The sequence below is a fragment of the Streptomyces sp. enrichment culture genome (genome assembly GCF_964272855.1).
Lineage (GTDB): Bacteria > Actinomycetota > Actinomycetes > Streptomycetales > Streptomycetaceae > Streptomyces.
This window is the reverse complement of record NZ_OZ186847.1, coordinates 5,404,957-5,419,482: the sequence shown is the minus strand read 5'-3', so window position 1 is coordinate 5,419,482 and position 14,526 is coordinate 5,404,957. Positions and strand designations below refer to the sequence as shown.

12 protein-coding genes and 1 pseudogene are annotated in these 14,526 nt (G+C 69.5%); 8 read left to right on the top strand and 5 right to left on the bottom strand.

The features are described 5' to 3' along the window. Window positions 1–499: 499 nt before the first annotated feature. The 5 genes from ACSU6L_RS23870 to ACSU6L_RS23850 all read right to left on the bottom strand — a co-directional run bounded on the left by ACSU6L_RS23870 (window position 500) and on the right by ACSU6L_RS23850 (window position 5,590). On the bottom strand, window positions 500–1,789 hold the full coding sequence (locus ACSU6L_RS23870; RefSeq protein ID WP_437059871.1) for a citrate synthase: 1,290 nt from the start codon (window positions 1,787–1,789) through the stop codon (window positions 500–502). Between the two features lie 242 nt (window positions 1,790–2,031). Next, window positions 2,032–4,299, bottom strand: a complete 2,268-nt coding sequence (gene recD2, locus ACSU6L_RS23865; RefSeq protein WP_437059869.1) for an SF1B family DNA helicase RecD2 — start codon at window positions 4,297–4,299, stop codon at window positions 2,032–2,034. A gap of 39 nt (window positions 4,300–4,338) precedes the next feature. After that, on the bottom strand, window positions 4,339–4,533 hold the full coding sequence (locus tag ACSU6L_RS23860) for a DUF397 domain-containing protein (RefSeq protein ID WP_437059867.1): 195 nt from the start codon (window positions 4,531–4,533) through the stop codon (window positions 4,339–4,341). After that, window positions 4,530–4,730 carry a DUF397 domain-containing protein gene (locus ACSU6L_RS23855; protein ID WP_437059865.1) on the bottom strand — a complete coding sequence of 67 codons (201 nt, stop codon included), beginning with the start codon at window positions 4,728–4,730 and terminating at the stop codon, window positions 4,530–4,532. Before ACSU6L_RS23855 ends, ACSU6L_RS23860 begins: the two co-directional genes overlap by 4 nt. A 5-nt stretch (window positions 4,731–4,735) precedes the next feature. Continuing rightward, window positions 4,736–5,590 carry a helix-turn-helix domain-containing protein gene (locus ACSU6L_RS23850; RefSeq protein WP_437059863.1) on the bottom strand — a complete coding sequence of 285 codons (855 nt, stop codon included), beginning with the start codon at window positions 5,588–5,590 and terminating at the stop codon, window positions 4,736–4,738. 221 nt (window positions 5,591–5,811) lie between these two features. Here ACSU6L_RS23850 and ACSU6L_RS23845 point away from each other — a divergent pair, with 221 nt between their 5' ends. The 8 genes and pseudogenes from ACSU6L_RS23845 (at window position 5,812) to rbsD (ending at window position 14,377) form a co-directional block, all read left to right on the top strand. Continuing rightward, window positions 5,812–6,222 (top strand): ATP-binding protein, encoded by a 411-nt coding sequence (locus tag ACSU6L_RS23845; protein ID WP_437059861.1) that lies wholly within the window; start codon window positions 5,812–5,814, stop codon window positions 6,220–6,222. Continuing rightward, window positions 6,222–7,129 (top strand): annotated as a pseudogene (locus ACSU6L_RS23840) (hypothetical protein). The gene ACSU6L_RS23845 and the pseudogene ACSU6L_RS23840 overlap by 1 nt, the downstream one beginning before the upstream one ends. Before the next feature lie 139 nt (window positions 7,130–7,268). Further along, entirely contained in the window at window positions 7,269–8,201 is a 933-nt protein-coding gene (locus tag ACSU6L_RS23835) for a DUF4344 domain-containing metallopeptidase (protein WP_437059859.1), read from the top strand. Window positions 8,202–8,573: 372 nt separating this feature from the next. Then, window positions 8,574–9,593 carry a LacI family DNA-binding transcriptional regulator gene (locus tag ACSU6L_RS23830; protein WP_073938405.1) on the top strand — a complete coding sequence of 340 codons (1,020 nt, stop codon included), beginning with the start codon at window positions 8,574–8,576 and terminating at the stop codon, window positions 9,591–9,593. Further along, a complete protein-coding gene (locus ACSU6L_RS23825; protein WP_437059856.1) occupies window positions 9,590–11,125 on the top strand; it encodes a sugar ABC transporter ATP-binding protein in 1,536 nt (511 codons plus the stop codon). The genes ACSU6L_RS23830 and ACSU6L_RS23825 overlap by 4 nt, the downstream gene beginning before the upstream one ends. Beyond that, complete coding sequence (locus ACSU6L_RS23820; protein ID WP_437059854.1) at window positions 11,115–13,070, top strand: ABC transporter permease/substrate-binding protein; 1,956 nt, start codon at window positions 11,115–11,117, stop codon at window positions 13,068–13,070. Before ACSU6L_RS23825 ends, ACSU6L_RS23820 begins: the two co-directional genes overlap by 11 nt. A gap of 18 nt (window positions 13,071–13,088) precedes the next feature. After that, window positions 13,089–13,991, top strand: a complete 903-nt coding sequence (locus ACSU6L_RS23815) for a ribokinase (RefSeq protein ID WP_437059852.1) — start codon at window positions 13,089–13,091, stop codon at window positions 13,989–13,991. Beyond that, window positions 13,988–14,377: a D-ribose pyranase gene (gene rbsD / locus ACSU6L_RS23810; RefSeq protein WP_437059850.1), complete on the top strand. Its 390-nt coding sequence runs from the start codon at window positions 13,988–13,990 to the stop codon at window positions 14,375–14,377. The genes ACSU6L_RS23815 and rbsD overlap by 4 nt, the downstream gene beginning before the upstream one ends. Window positions 14,378–14,526: the final 149 nt, after the last annotated feature.

Below are 14,526 nucleotides of genomic sequence, written 5' to 3'. Positions count from 1 at the left end.
ATGCAAGAGACGCAGATCACAGTGATGTGAACGTAACCATCGAAGGGGTTCGAAGGTCTAAGTTGGCGATGTCAGAAGGCGTCTTGGGGGGCGTCGGCTGGCATCTGGGGATGTCTTGGGGGACCTCTCCAGAGATGCGTTGCCGGGGCACGTACACCGGGAAGCTTTGAGCGGCCCTCCCAGCGTGCGTTGTCCCGGCAGACCGCAGTCACGAACGACGGACGAACGCCGGACGAACGACAACCGAACAGGCAAGACCCGAGCGCGACGAGTTCTGCTCATTGTGCTCAGACAGCGATTCAGGCGCTGGTCTCACAGACGCCCGGCCGGATCCCGTGGGGGGAATCCGCACCGGGACACGGGAAGGCGCCCTGGTCGTCGGCCCGTGGGGGGACCGGCGCACCGGGGCGCCTTTCACTTGCTCTCTCCTCGGGGTACGCGAAGGCCCCGCACCGGCGGCGAACCGGATACGGGGCCCGAGGCGTCAGCGCGCTACGGCTCAGCGCCCCTCGACGGGCACGAAGTCACGCTCGACCACGCCGGTGTAGATCTGGCGCGGGCGGCCGATGCGGGAGCCCGGCTCCTTGATCATCTCGTGCCACTGGGCGATCCAGCCCGGCAGCCGGCCGAGGGCGAACAGGACCGTGAACATCTCGGTCGGGAAGCCCATGGCCCGGTAGATCAGGCCGGTGTAGAAGTCGACGTTCGGGTAGAGGTTGCGCGAGACGAAGTAGTCGTCGGCGAGCGCGTGCTCCTCCAGCTTGAGCGCGATGTCCAGCAGCTCGTCGGACTTGCCGAGGGCGGACAGCACGTCGTGCGCGGCGGCCTTGATGATCTTGGCGCGCGGGTCGAAGTTCTTGTAGACCCGGTGGCCGAAGCCCATCAGGCGGACGCCGTCCTCCTTGTTCTTCACCTTGCGGATGAAGGAGTCGACGTCGCCTCCGGCGTCGCGGATGCCCTCCAGCATCTCCAGCACCGACTGGTTGGCGCCGCCGTGCAGCGGGCCCCACAGCGCGTTGATGCCGGCGGAGATCGAGGCGAACATGTTCGCCTGCGAGGAACCGACCAGGCGGACCGTCGACGTCGAACAGTTCTGCTCGTGGTCGGCGTGCAGGATCAGCAGCTTGTCGAGCGCCGAGACCACGATCGGGTCCAGCTCGTACTCCTGCGCGGGCACCGAGAAGGTCATGCGCAGGAAGTTCTCGACGTAGCCGAGGTCGTTGCGCGGGTAGACGAACGGGTGGCCGACCGACTTCTTGTAAGCGTAGGCCGCGATCGTCGGGAGCTTGGCGAGCAGGCGGATCGTGGACAGGTTGCGCTGCTGCTCGTCGAACGGGTTGTGGCTGTCCTGGTAGAAGGTGGACAGCGCGGAGACCACCGATGACAGCATCGCCATCGGGTGCGCGTCCCGCGGGAAGCCCCGGTAGAAGTTCTTGACGTCCTCGTGCAGCAGGGTGTGACGGGTGATCTCGTCCTTGAACGAGGACAGCTCGTCGACGGTCGGCAGCTCGCCGTTGATCAGCAGGTAGGCGACCTCCAGGAAGGTGGAGCGCTCGGCCAGCTGCTCGATCGGGTAGCCGCGGTACCGGAGGATGCCCTGCTCGCCGTCGAGGTACGTGATGGCGGATTTATAGGCGGCCGTGTTGCCGTAGCCGCTGTCCAGGGTCACGAGACCGGTCTGGGCGCGGAGCTTGCCGATGTCGAAGCCCTTGTCGCCGACGGTGCTGTCGATCACCGGGTAGGTGTACTCGCTGCCGTCGTACCGCAGTACTACAGAGTTGTCGCTCACGTCATCCCTCACCGACGTTGTGCCTCTTCTTCGAGGTGCCCTGACTGTCTCTACCATCCCCCATTTGGCGCAGGAGAGTGCACTCGGGGTCGACCATTGGGCTTATCGGCGGCACTCAGTGCCGCCAACTTGCACATCCTGCCCCCTTGATTCGCCATCCGGAAGTCCTCTGTGACGTTTGCGACTCGTTTGATCGATCATTTTTCTGTCCCGCTCACGAACACGCCCCGGGATGCCCGATCTCACGCCGCCGGCGACCCGCCCGAGAGCCGGAAGTCGAGCGCCGTGCACCGCCGTCCGGCGGACACCGTCCGCACCGCCTGGCCGATCGCCTTGCGCGAACCGACGAGGACGACCAGCCGCTTGGCCCGGGTCACCGCCGTGTAGAGCAGATTGCGCTGGAGCATCATCCACGCGCCCGTGGTGACCGGGATCACCACGGCCGGGTACTCACTGCCCTGCGAGCGGTGGATGGTCACCGCATAGGCGTGGGCCAGTTCGTCCAGTTCGTCGAACTCGTACGGCACCTCCTCGTCCTCGTCCGTCAGCACCGTCAGGCGCTGGTCGACCGGGTCGAGGGAGGTGACGACACCGACGGTGCCGTTGAAGACACCGTTCTTCCCTTTTTCGTAATTGTTACGGATCTGGGTGACCTTGTCCCCGACACGGAAAACGCGCCCGCCGAACCGCTTCTCCGGCAGATCCGGCCGCCCCGGGGTGATGGCCTGCTGAAGCAGCCCGTTGAGCGTGCCCGCGCCCGCCGGCCCCCGGTGCATCGGTGCCAGCACCTGCACGTCCCGGCGCGGATCGAGCCCGAACTTGGCCGGAATCCGGCGGGCCGCGACGTCGACGGTGAGCCGTCCGGCCTCCTCCGTGTCGTCCTCGACGAAGAGGAAGAAGTCCTTGAGGCCGTCGGTGAGCGGGTGCTGACCGGCGTTGATCCGGTGCGCGTTGGTGACGACGCCCGACTGCTGGGCCTGCCGGAAGACCCGGGTGAGACGAACGGCGGGAACGGGGCTGCCGTCGGCGAGCAGGTCTCGCAGCACCTCCCCCGCACCGACGCTGGGCAGCTGGTCCACGTCCCCGACGAAGAGCAGATGGGCGCCCGGCGGCACGGCCTTCACGAGCTTGTTGGCGAGCAGCAGATCCAGCATCGACGCCTCGTCGACGACGACCAGATCGGCGTCCAGCGGCCGGTCCCGGTCGTACGCCGCGTCGCCGCCCGGCTTCAGCTCCAGCAGCCGGTGCACGGTGGAGGCCTCGGCGCCGGTCAGCTCGGCGAGCCGCTTGGCGGCCCGGCCGGTCGGCGCGGCCAGCAGCACCTTGGCCCGCTTGGCACGGGCCAGCTCCACGATCGACCGCACGGTGAACGACTTGCCGCAGCCGGGCCCACCGGTGAGCACGGCCACCTTCTTCGTCAGCGCCAGCTTGACGGCGGCCTCCTGCTCGGGCGCGAGATCGGCGCCGGTACGCCCCTTCAGCCAGCCCAGCGCCTTGCCCCAGTCGACGTCCCGGAAGCCCGGCATCCGGTCCTCCTCGGTGCGGAGCAGACGCAGGAGCTGGGCGGAGAGGGAGAGTTCGGCGCGGTGGAAGGGGACCAGGTAGACGGCGGTCACGGGATCCGGGGAGCCGTCCGGCCCCGGCACCCGCTCCCGTACGACCCCGGGATCGCCGCCGTCCTCGCCCGGCTCGGCCAGTTCAGCGAGGCATTCGATGACGAGCCCGGTGTCGACCTGGAGCAGCTTCACGGCATCGGCGATCAGCCGCTCCTCCGGGAGATAGCAGTTGCCCTGGTCGGCGGACTGGGACAGCGCGTACTGAAGCCCGGCCTTCACGCGCTCCGGGCTGTCGTGCGGGATGCCGACCGACTGGGCGATCTTGTCGGCGGTGAGGAACCCGATGCCCCAGACGTCGGCGGCGAGCCGGTAGGGCTGGTTCTTCACCACGCCGATGGAGGCGTCGCCGTACTTCTTGTAGATCCGCACGGCGATGGAGGTGGACACCTCCACCGTCTGCAGGAACAGCATGACCTCCTTGATCGCCTTCTGCTCCTCCCACGCGTCGGCGATCTTCTTGGTCCGCTTCGGCCCGAGCCCCGGCACCTCGATGAGCCGCTTGGGCTCCTCCTCGATGATCTTCAGGGTGTCCATGCCGAAGTGCTGCGTGATCCGGTCGGCGAAGACCGGCCCGATGCCCTTCACCAGCCCGGACCCCAGATACCGGCGGATACCCTGCACGGTCGCCGGCAGCACGGTGGTGTAGTTCTCCACATGGAACTGCTTGCCGTACTGGGGATGCGACCCCCAGCGGCCCTCCATGCGCAAGGACTCCCCGACCTGCGCACCGAGCAGCGCACCGACGACCGTGAGGAGGTCACCACCACCGCGGCCGGTGTCCACACGGGCGACCGTGTAGCCGTTCTCCTCATTGGCGTACGTGATCCGTTCGAGCACACCTTCAAGGACGGCGAGTCGTCGCTCGCCGGGGGCGGCTGCCGTCTGGTTGGGCATGATCCGACGGTACCGGTGGGGTGTGACAGGGGGTACTTGTCAGGGGCGCGGGGGGTTCTTGAGAGTTTCGAGGAAGGCGGCGAAGGCGTCGGCCGGGAAGGTGAGGATCGCTCTGGCCGGGGTCTTGGAGTCGCGGATGGCTATGCGGGGGTGACGGTGGTCGACCTCCACGCAGGCGTCGCCTTCGCCGCCGCCGGAGTAGGACGACTTCCGCCAGGTGGCCGGGATGGTCATGGCCGTGCCTGCGTTGGCTTCTTCAGGGCTTCGAGGAAGGCGGTGAAGGCGTCGGCCGGGAACGTGAGGTGAGCTCTGGCCGGGGCCTTGGAGTCGCGGATGGCTATGCGGGGGTGACGGTGGGCGACCTCGACGCAGGCGTCGCCCTGGCCGCCACCAGAGAAGGACGACTTCTTCCAGATGTGCGGAGTGGGCATGCTCTTCACAGCTCCTTTGCCAGCCCGTGGATGAACTCACGCGAGCGCTCAGGTTCGAGTGATACGGCCTCTACCCTACGGAAGAGCGTTCGATATCGATCGAGTTGAGCTGCGGCGTCGATGAAGTAAGGCCCGTTGGGGCCATCGCGCACGACTGTGTCCAGGTTGGGGATCGAAGCGCCGGCGTACACCATGACGCTCCCGGCCCCGGCAAAGCCGTCCAGGTCGAAGGGGATCACGCGCACGGTGACATGGGCGGCTTCGGAGAGTTCGAGCACCCGCATGAGCTGGGCGCGTGCTGCGGCGCGGTCACCGACCCGGATGCGCAGCGCCGCCTCGTGGATCACCGCTTCGTACGGGATCGGGTCGGGTCGCTCGATGATGACGCGACGCCTCATTCGGTGCTCCACCCAGCGCTCAACCTCGCTCTGCGGAAACTCCGGGTTCACATAGGAGAAGAGTGCTCGAGCGTAGGCCTCCGTCTGTAGGAGGCCCGGGACGTGCAGGAAGTCCACGTCCCAGCGGAAAGTCGCGTAGTGCTCCAGTTCGGCCAGATCCAGGAAAGGCGTGGGCAGACGGCCTCGTTCCTTCTCCCACCAGCCACCGGAGCGGTTGGTCGCCATAGCCACGAGGGCATCGACCAACGCCCCGTCCGAGCAGCCGTAGTTGGCTGCAAGATGACGCAGGCGCTTCTCGCTCACCCCGCTGAGGCCGGACTCGATCTGGTTGATCTGGGCGGAGCTCACCCCGAGTGCTGCCGCAGCCTCGCGGCCCGTAAGGCCAGCCGCGTTACGGAGCTTGCGCAGCTCGGCTCCCAGGCGAACCTGGCGTGCCGTTGGTTCGCGCCTCAAACCCGCCATTCACTGCTCCTCGACTCAACGCGCCTGCGAGGGCGACTCGTTCGAGCGTCAGGTTACGCGACCGGCTTGCTCGACCTGTAAATCTAGGTCTACCGTCGGTGACGCAACGCACACCGTGCGAAACCGGGGCACCGGAAGCGCACCGCTCCCTCCTGCCATGACGGCGCGGCAAGACACCGCTCGCCCCCCATGACTCCCAACCGACCTGACGGAGTTGACGCATGCCCGATAACGAACCGTGGGTGTACTCCCTCTCCATCCCGAACGACCTCCGCGCCGTCACCATCAGCCGCCGCACCCTCCGCCTGATCCTGACCATGCACGGACTGAGCAACCTCACCGAAACCGCCGAGCTGCTGGCGACGGAGCTGGTCTCCAACGCCGTACGGCACACCAAGGGGCCGGCCGCGCTGCGAGTGCGCTGGACACCGCCGGGGACGCTCCGCATCGGCGCGTGGGACACGGATCCGGAACCACCGGAACCACCGGTGACCTGCGAGCAGGCGGCGGAGTTGGAGGAAGGGCGGGGGCTCGCACTGGTACGGGCCTGCGCCGCTCTGTGGGGGTGGCACCCGCTGGCAAGTCACGGCAACCGGGGGAAGTACGTGTGGTGCGAGTTGGAGGCAGCGTGATGGTCGGTTCGTCGCATGAGGCGTTGCACCGGATCTTCCAGAAGGACCCGGCGTTGTTGACCCGGGCGTTACAGCGGGTACTGCACGTGCCGTTCCCCGAGCCACGGGAGATCGCCGCGCTGAAGTCGACCTGACGGAGATCGAACCGGTCGAGCACCGAGTGGACACGCTGCTGCGAGCGGAGACGGACGAGGGCACGTACCTCCTCGTCGTCGAATCGCAGGGGGAGGTGGACCCCCGCAAGCGGGGCAGCCGGCCCTACTACCTGTCCTACCTGTACGAGAAGTACCGGTGCGAGCCGGTGCTCATCGTCATCACCCAGAGCCGCGCCACAGCGAAGTGGGCTTCGCAGCCGATCCGATTCGGCTTCCCGGGCTGGGACTCCCTGACGGTACGACCGCTTGTGCTGGGCCCGGACAACGTGCCGGTGATCGCGGACGAACGGCAAGCCGAGAGGGACGTACCCCTCGCGGTGCTCTCGGCCATGACACACGGGCGTGGCAAGCAGGCCCCGGCCATACTGGAAGCCCTGGCATCCGCCCTGCGGACCATCGACTCCGACAGTGCCGCGGTCTTCGTGCAGTTCGTCGACTCATGCCTGGCAGATGACCAGGCGAAGCAGATGTGGAGGGACCTCATGACGGCGATCCAGTACTTCTGGCGACACCCGCTGGCCGAGCAGGTACGAGAGGAAGGCCGGGAGGAAGGCCGGGAAGAGGGGCGGGAGGAAGGCCGTATCGAGGACCGCCGTCAGATGGTGCTCCGCATCCTGGAATGGCGCGGCATCCCGGTGTCCGACGACGCCCGGCAGCGCGTGGACGCCTGCACGGACCTCGACCAGCTGGAGGTCTGGGCGCAGCGAGCCGTACATGCTGCGGACGCGGCGGGGTTGTTCGCCACGGAGTGAGCCGGTGCCGGGCTCGGTCACCCGTTGGAGGAGCCCGGCGCGACAGGCGTCGAGATGCGTGGACATGCTGGGCGTGTCACCCCGGGCGGGGCCGACGCTCAGCTGGTTCCGGATCTGCGAGGGAGCTCTGCACTCGACCATGTGGAGGACACCTTTCGCGGGGGCACTGCTCATCGCCGGCCTCACAGTCGTCTCCTGCGCCGCCGGCAGCGACAAGGCCGACGACGCGAACGGCGAGGTCACGGTCGTCTACGAGGACGACACGATCAAGCCGAAGGACCAGCAGGCCGTGACCGTCATCCGGAAGTCCCGCGTGCTGGAGCAGGTCGCCGACTGGGTGAACGACTCGGTCGCCCTCCCGCACGACTTGGTCGTGAAGGTCACCGACAAGGTCCCGCCGGGGGTCACCGACGCGGTCACCCAGCCCGACGGCAGGACGGTCTTCGTGCCCCCGCCGTTCCTGACCCAGATCCAAGAAGTCCTCGGCAAGGTGGTCAAAACGGTCGAGCGTCCCGCCCCGTTCCCCCCGGCCAGCTACAACACCGACGACCTGACCGCACTGTCGACCCAGTTCGTCTTCGGCCACGAGATGGGCCACGCCCTCCAGCGTCAGCTCCTGCTCGCCAACCTCGGCCTCGAAGAGGACGCCGCCGACGGATTCGCCTCGTTCTACACCGTCAACGAGGTCGGACCGGGCCCATCGCTGGCAGCCGCACTCCTCTTCGACGAGATCGCCCGCGAGGAGGGCAAGCTGACTTTGGAAGGGCTCTCGAGCGATCACCCCGTCACCCAGCAACGCGTCTTCAACTTCCTCTGCTACCTGGAGGGAAGCGACCCGGAGAAGTTCTACGCGCCCCTGGTCGACGCGGGCTACCTCCCGAAAACCCGCGCCCCGTTGTGTCCGCAGGCATGGGCGATGCTGGACTTCGGCTGGTGGACCCGACTCCAGCCACATTTCAGCGACGCGTTCAAGGACCAGGGCGACAAGACGCAGGCGACCGCACGCGACCATTTGATCGCGGAGATGAAGGCCTTCGCGAAGGAGCTCGACAAGCTCCGCCAGGAGCAATGAGCACCCAGAGCCACCGGCCACCTCAGGCCAACCCGGACGATCGGTAACTTTGGGCCAGCCCCTCACGGCCACCCCCGCCCCCGATTCCCCCGCCCTCTCCCACCCGGCGTCCCAAACCTTCCAAACCACCCCCCGCCCATCACCGCAGCCGCCCACCCACCCCCTCCTCCCGCACCCCCCACCGGCCGAAAGCCGCCAAGCCCACCCGGCGTGCCCCCACCCCGCCGACGCGCCCCCTCCCTGCTCATCTGAGCACCCCACATCACGATCTGGTTGCGACAACGCTCCCCAGGCTTGATTAACCCCCGTGTAATCGATTCCAATCACTCCCAACACCGATGTAATCGATTCCACAAGGAGGTGGAACCGGCGATGGCGAGCATCAAGGACGTCGCTGCCGAGGCCGGCGTCTCCGTGGCCACGGTCTCGCGGGTACTGAACGATCATCCGTCGGTCAGTGCCGACGCGCGGGCCCGTGTGCTGGCCGCCGTCGAGGCGCTGGGGTATCGGCCGAACGCCGTCGCCCGGTCGCTGCGTACCGATCAGACCCGAACGCTCGGCCTGGTCATCAGCGACGTCCTCAACCCGTACTTCACCGAGCTGGCCCGTTCCGTCGAGGAGGAGGCCCGCGCGCTCGGCTACAGCGTCATCATCGGCAACGCCGACGAGCGGCCCGAGCTCCAGGATCATCACGTCCGTACGCTGCTCGACCGGCGGATCGACGGGCTGCTCGTCTCCCCCACGGACGGCGGCTCCCCGCTGATGCTGGACGCCGCCCGCGCCGGGACGCCGATGGTGTTCGTGGACCGGTGGATCCCCGGGGTCGACGTACCCGTGGTCCGCGCGGACGGGCGGGACGCCGTACGGGACCTCGTCGCGCACCTGCACGGGCTCGGGCACCGGCGGCTCGCCATCATCGCGGGCCCCGCCGCGACCACCACCGGCAGCGAGCGCGTGGCCGCGTTCCGGGAGGCCATGGCCGAATACGGGCTGCCGCTCCCCGACGCCTACATCGGTCAGGGCGACTTCCAGGCCGAGAGCGGACGCCGGGTCACCGAGGGATTCCTGGACCTGCCCGAGCCGCCCGAGGTCGTCTTCGCCGCCGACAACCTGATGGCGCTCGGCGCGCTGGACGCCGTACGCGCGCGTGGGCTGCGCGTACCGGACGACATCGCGCTCGCCGCGTTCGACGACATCCGCTGGTTCGTGCACACCGATCCGCCGATCACGGCGATCGCCCAGCCGACGGGCGAGCTGGGCCGGGCCGCCGTACGGGCCCTGGTGGACCGCATCGAGGGGCGGACCCCGCGGTCCGTGACCCTGCACGCCCGACTCGTCGTACGCCGCTCCTGCGGTGAAACCCCCTCCCCCGTACGAAGGAGTACGCCGTGAGCGCCCCCGACGAGTTGCTGGGTATCGAAGGCATCCGCAAGACCTTCCCCGGCGTGGTCGCCCTCGACGGTGTCGACTTCGATCTGCGCCGCGGTGAGGTGCATGTGCTGCTCGGCGAGAACGGCGCCGGCAAGAGCACGCTCATCAAGATGCTGTCCGGCGCCTACCGTCCCGACGCCGGGCGGATCGTGGTCGGGGGTGAGGAGACGCGGATCGGCGGGGCGCAGGACGCCGAGCGGCTCGGGATCGCGACCATCTACCAGGAGTTCAATCTCGTCCCCGACCTCACCGTCGCCGAGAACATCTTCCTGGGCCGGCCGCCGCGTCGTCTCGGGATGATCGACCGGAAGCGGATGGAGGCCGAGGCCGCCGTGCTGCTGGAGCGCGTCGGGGTCGACGTGTCGCCACGCGCGCGTGTCCGGGATCTGGGTATCGCGCGGCTCCAGATGGTCGAGATCGCCAAGGCGCTCAGTCTCGACGCGCGTGTGCTGATCATGGACGAGCCGACCGCCGTACTGACCACCGAAGAGGTGGAGAAGCTGTTCGCGATCGTGCGTGCCCTGCGCGAGGACGGCGTCGGGATCGTGTTCATCACGCATCACCTGGAGGAGATCGCCGCCCTCGGGGACCGGGTGACCGTCATCCGGGACGGGCGCAGTGTCGGGCAGGTGCCCGCCTCCACCCCCGAGGACGAGCTCGTGCGGCTCATGGTCGGGCGGTCGATCGAGCAGCAGTATCCGCGTGAGCGCGCCGACACCGGCCCCGCGCTGCTCTCCGTGGAGGGGCTCACCCGGGACGGTGTCTTCCACGACGTCAGCTTCGAGGTGCGGGCCGGTGAGGTCGTCGGTGTCGCGGGGCTCGTCGGCGCCGGGCGGACGGAGGTCGTGCGGGCGGTGTTCGGGGCCGATCCGTACGACGAGGGTGCCGTGAAGGTCGCGGGCAGTCGCCTGCGCGGGCACGACGTCAACGCGGCGATGGCCGCCGGGATCGGGCTCGTCCCCGAGGACCGCAAGGGGCAGGGGCTGGTGCTGGACGCCTCGGTCGAGGAGAACCTGGGGCTGGTGACCTTGCGCAAGGCCACCCGCGCGGGGCTCGTCGACCTCAAGGGGCAGCGCGAGGCCGCCGCGCGGATCGCCGGGCAGCTCGGCGTGCGGATGGCGGGCCTCGGGCAGCATGTGCGCACCCTGTCCGGCGGCAACCAGCAGAAGGTCGTCATCGGCAAGTGGCTGCTCGCCGACACCAAGGTGCTGATCCTCGACGAGCCGACGCGCGGTATCGACGTCGGCGCGAAGGTCGAGATCTACCAGCTGATCAACGAGCTGACGGCCGCGGGCGCCGCCGTGCTGATGATCTCCAGCGATCTGCCGGAGGTCCTCGGCATGAGCGACCGGGTCCTGGTCATGGCGCAGGGCCGGATCGCCGGGGAACTCGCCGCCGGGCAGGCCACCCAGGACGCCGTCATGGCGCTCGCCGTCAGCGCCCCCGCCGCCCCCACCCCTTCCACTGAAACGGAGGCCTCCCGTGGCCACTGACACGCTCCACAGCAAGGCGGGCGCGGGTGGCGCCTCCGCCTCGGGCGGCCTGCGCCGCCTGCTGCTCGACAACGGCGCGCTCACCGCGCTGATCGTCCTCGTCGTCGCGCTGTCGGCGCTGTCCGGGGACTTCCTGACGACGGACAACCTGCTGAACATCGGCGTCCAGGCGGCCGTCACCGCGATCCTCGCCTTCGGCGTCACCTTCGTCATCGTCTCGGCGGGCATCGACCTGTCGGTCGGCTCGGTGGCGGCGCTGTCCGCGACCGTTCTGGCGTGGAGCGCGACCAGCGAGGGCGTGCCGGTCGCGCTGGCGGTGCTCCTCGCCGTCGCCACCGGCATCGCCTGCGGCCTGGTCAACGGCTTCCTGATCTCGTACGGCAAACTCCCGCCGTTCATCGCCACGCTGGCGATGCTGTCGGTGGCCCGCGGTCTGTCCCTGGTGATCTCGCAGGGCTCCCCGATCGCGTTCCCGGAGTCGGTGTCGCATCTCGGTGACACGCTGGGCGGCTGGCTGCCCGTGCCGGTGCTGGTGATGGTGGTCATGGGGCTGCTCACGGCGTTCGTGCTGGGCCGGACGTACATCGGCCGCTCGATGTACGCGATCGGCGGCAACGAGGAGGCGGCCCGTCTGTCCGGGCTGCGGGTGGAGAAGCAGAAGCTCGCCATCTACGCGCTGTCCGGCCTGTTCGCCGCCGCGGCGGGCATCGTGCTCGCGTCCCGGCTGTCCTCGGCGCAGCCGCAGGCCGCGCAGGGCTACGAGCTGGACGCGATCGCGGCGGTCGTCATCGGCGGCGCCTCGCTGGCCGGCGGCACCGGCAAGGCGTCGGGGACGCTGATCGGCGCGCTGATCCTGGCGGTGCTGCGCAACGGCCTGAACCTGCTGTCGGTGTCGGCGTTCTGGCAGCAGGTCGTCATCGGTGTGGTGATCGCGCTGGCGGTGCTGCTGGACACGGTGCGGCGCAAGGCCGGGGCGGCGACCCCGGTGGCCGGCGGCGGGGGTGACAAGGGCAGGCAGGCGTTGACGTACGTGCTCGCGGCGGTGGTCGCGGCGGCGGTCGTCGGTGCGACCTCGCTGCTGCACAACGGGTCCTCGGCGGCGAAGAACGAGAAGGTCGGTCTGTCGCTGTCGACGCTGAACAACCCGTTCTTCGTGCAGATCCGAGCCGGTGCCGAGGAGGAGGCGGAGAAGCTGGGCGTGGACCTGACCGTGACGGACGCGCAGAACGACGCCTCGCAGCAGGCCAACCAGCTGCAGAACTTCACCAGCGAGGGCGTCGGCTCGATCATCGTGAACCCGGTGGACTCCGACGCGGCGGGCCCCTCGGTGCGCGCGGCGAACAAGGCGGACATCCCCGTCGTGGGCGTCGACCGGGGCGTCAACAGGGCGGACACGGCGGCGCTGGTCGCCTCCGACAACGTCGAGGGCGGCAGGCTCGGAGCCCGCGCGCTCGCCGAGAAGCTGGGCGGCAAGGGGAAGATCGTCATCCTGCAGGGCCAGGCGGGCACGTCCGCCAGCCGTGAGCGCGGGGCGGGCTTCGCCGCCGGGCTGAAGGAGTTCCCGGGCATCGAGGTGGTCGCCAAGCAGCCGGCCGACTTCGACCGCACCAAGGGCCTGGACGTGATGACGAACCTGCTTCAGGCCCACCCGGACGTCGACGGCGTCTTCGCCGAGAACGACGAGATGGCGCTCGGCGCGATCAAGGCGCTGGGTTCCAAGGCCGGCAGGTCCGTGCAAGTCGTCGGCTTCGACGGCACGCCTGACGGGCTGAAGGCGGTGGAGTCGGGCACGCTGTTCGCCTCCGTCGCGCAGCAGCCGAAGGAGCTGGGCCGGATCGCGGTGCGCAACGCACTGCGGGCCGCCGACGGCGAGAAGACCGCGGAGATGGTGAAGGTGCCGGTGAAGGTGGTCACCGAGGAGAACGTGGCCGGCTTCGGCGGCTGACACACGGGGAGTCAACTGATGTACGACTACGACCTCCTGGTCGTGGGGTCGGCCAACGCCGACCTGGTGATCGGTGTCGAGCGGCGGCCCGGCCCCGGCGAGACGGTGCTCGGCTCCGACCTGGCCGTGCACCCCGGCGGCAAGGGCGGCAACCAGGCGGTCGCCGCCGCCCGGCTCGGTGCCCGTACGGCGCTGCTGGCCCGGGTCGGCGACGACGCGTACGGCCGGCTGCTGCTGGACTCGCAGCGGGCGGCCGGCGTGGACACGGTGGGCGTGCTGGTGGGCGGGGCGCCGACCGGCGTCGCGCTGATCACCGTCGACCCGTCCGGCGACAACAGCATCGTGGTGTCACCCGGCGCGAACGGGAGGCTGACGCCGGGCGACATCCGCGCGGCGGGCAGCCTCTTCCACGCCTCCCGGGTGGTCTCGACGCAACTGGAGGTCCCGCTGGAGACGGTTCGGGAGGTCGTACGGAGCCTGTCCCCGGGCAGCCGCTTCGTGCTGAACCCGTCTCCGCCCCGCCCGCTGCCCGCCGAGGTGCTGGCCGCCTGCGACCCGCTGATCGTCAACGAGCACGAGGCGAAAGTGCTGCTCGGCGAGTCCTGCGCCGGTGACGAGCCGGAGGGCTGGGCGCGGCTGCTGCTCGCCGAGGGCCCGCGTTCGGTGGTGGTGACGCTGGGCGCGGCGGGCGCGCTGGTGGCGTCGTCGGAGGGTGTGGCGCGGGTGCCGTCCGTGAAGGTGGACGCCGTGGACACGACGGGCGCGGGTGACGCGTTCACGGCGGCGCTGGCGTGGCGGCTGGGTGCCGGGGAACCGCTCGCGCGGGCGGCGGCGTACGCGGCGCGGGTCGGTGCGGCGGCCGTCACGCGGGCGGGCGCACAGGAGTCGTACCCGACGGCGGCGGAGGTGGCGGCGCTGTGAAGAAGGCCGGGATCCTGAACCGCCATCTCGCCGGGGCGCTGGCCGAACTCGGCCATGGGCACGGGGTGCTGGTCTGTGACGCCGGCCTGCCGATACCGGACGGCCCGCGCGTGGTCGACCTGGCCTTCCGGGCCGGGGTGCCGTCGTTCGCGGAGGTGCTGGAGGGCCTGCTGGAGGAGCTGGTCGTCGAGGGCGCCACGGCGGCGACGGAGGTACGGGAGGTGAACCCGGCGGCGGCGGAGCTGCTGGAGAAACACTTCCCGGAGCTGACCCTGGTCCAGCACGCCCGCCTGAAGGAACTTTCGGCGGGCGCGCGGCTGGTCGTGCGCACGGGTGAGGTACGGCCGTACGCGAACGTGCTGCTGCGTTGCGGGGTGTTCTTCTGAGCGGGGTGTTCTTCCGAGCGCTCGCCGATGCTTCGATCTCTGCGGATGCTTCGAGGGGCCCGGTCGTCGACCGGGCCCCTCGGCTCACCCCCTCTGTCAGAACCCCCGCGATCCCCCCGGATCCCCCTCCAGAAGTCCTGATGCCTAGT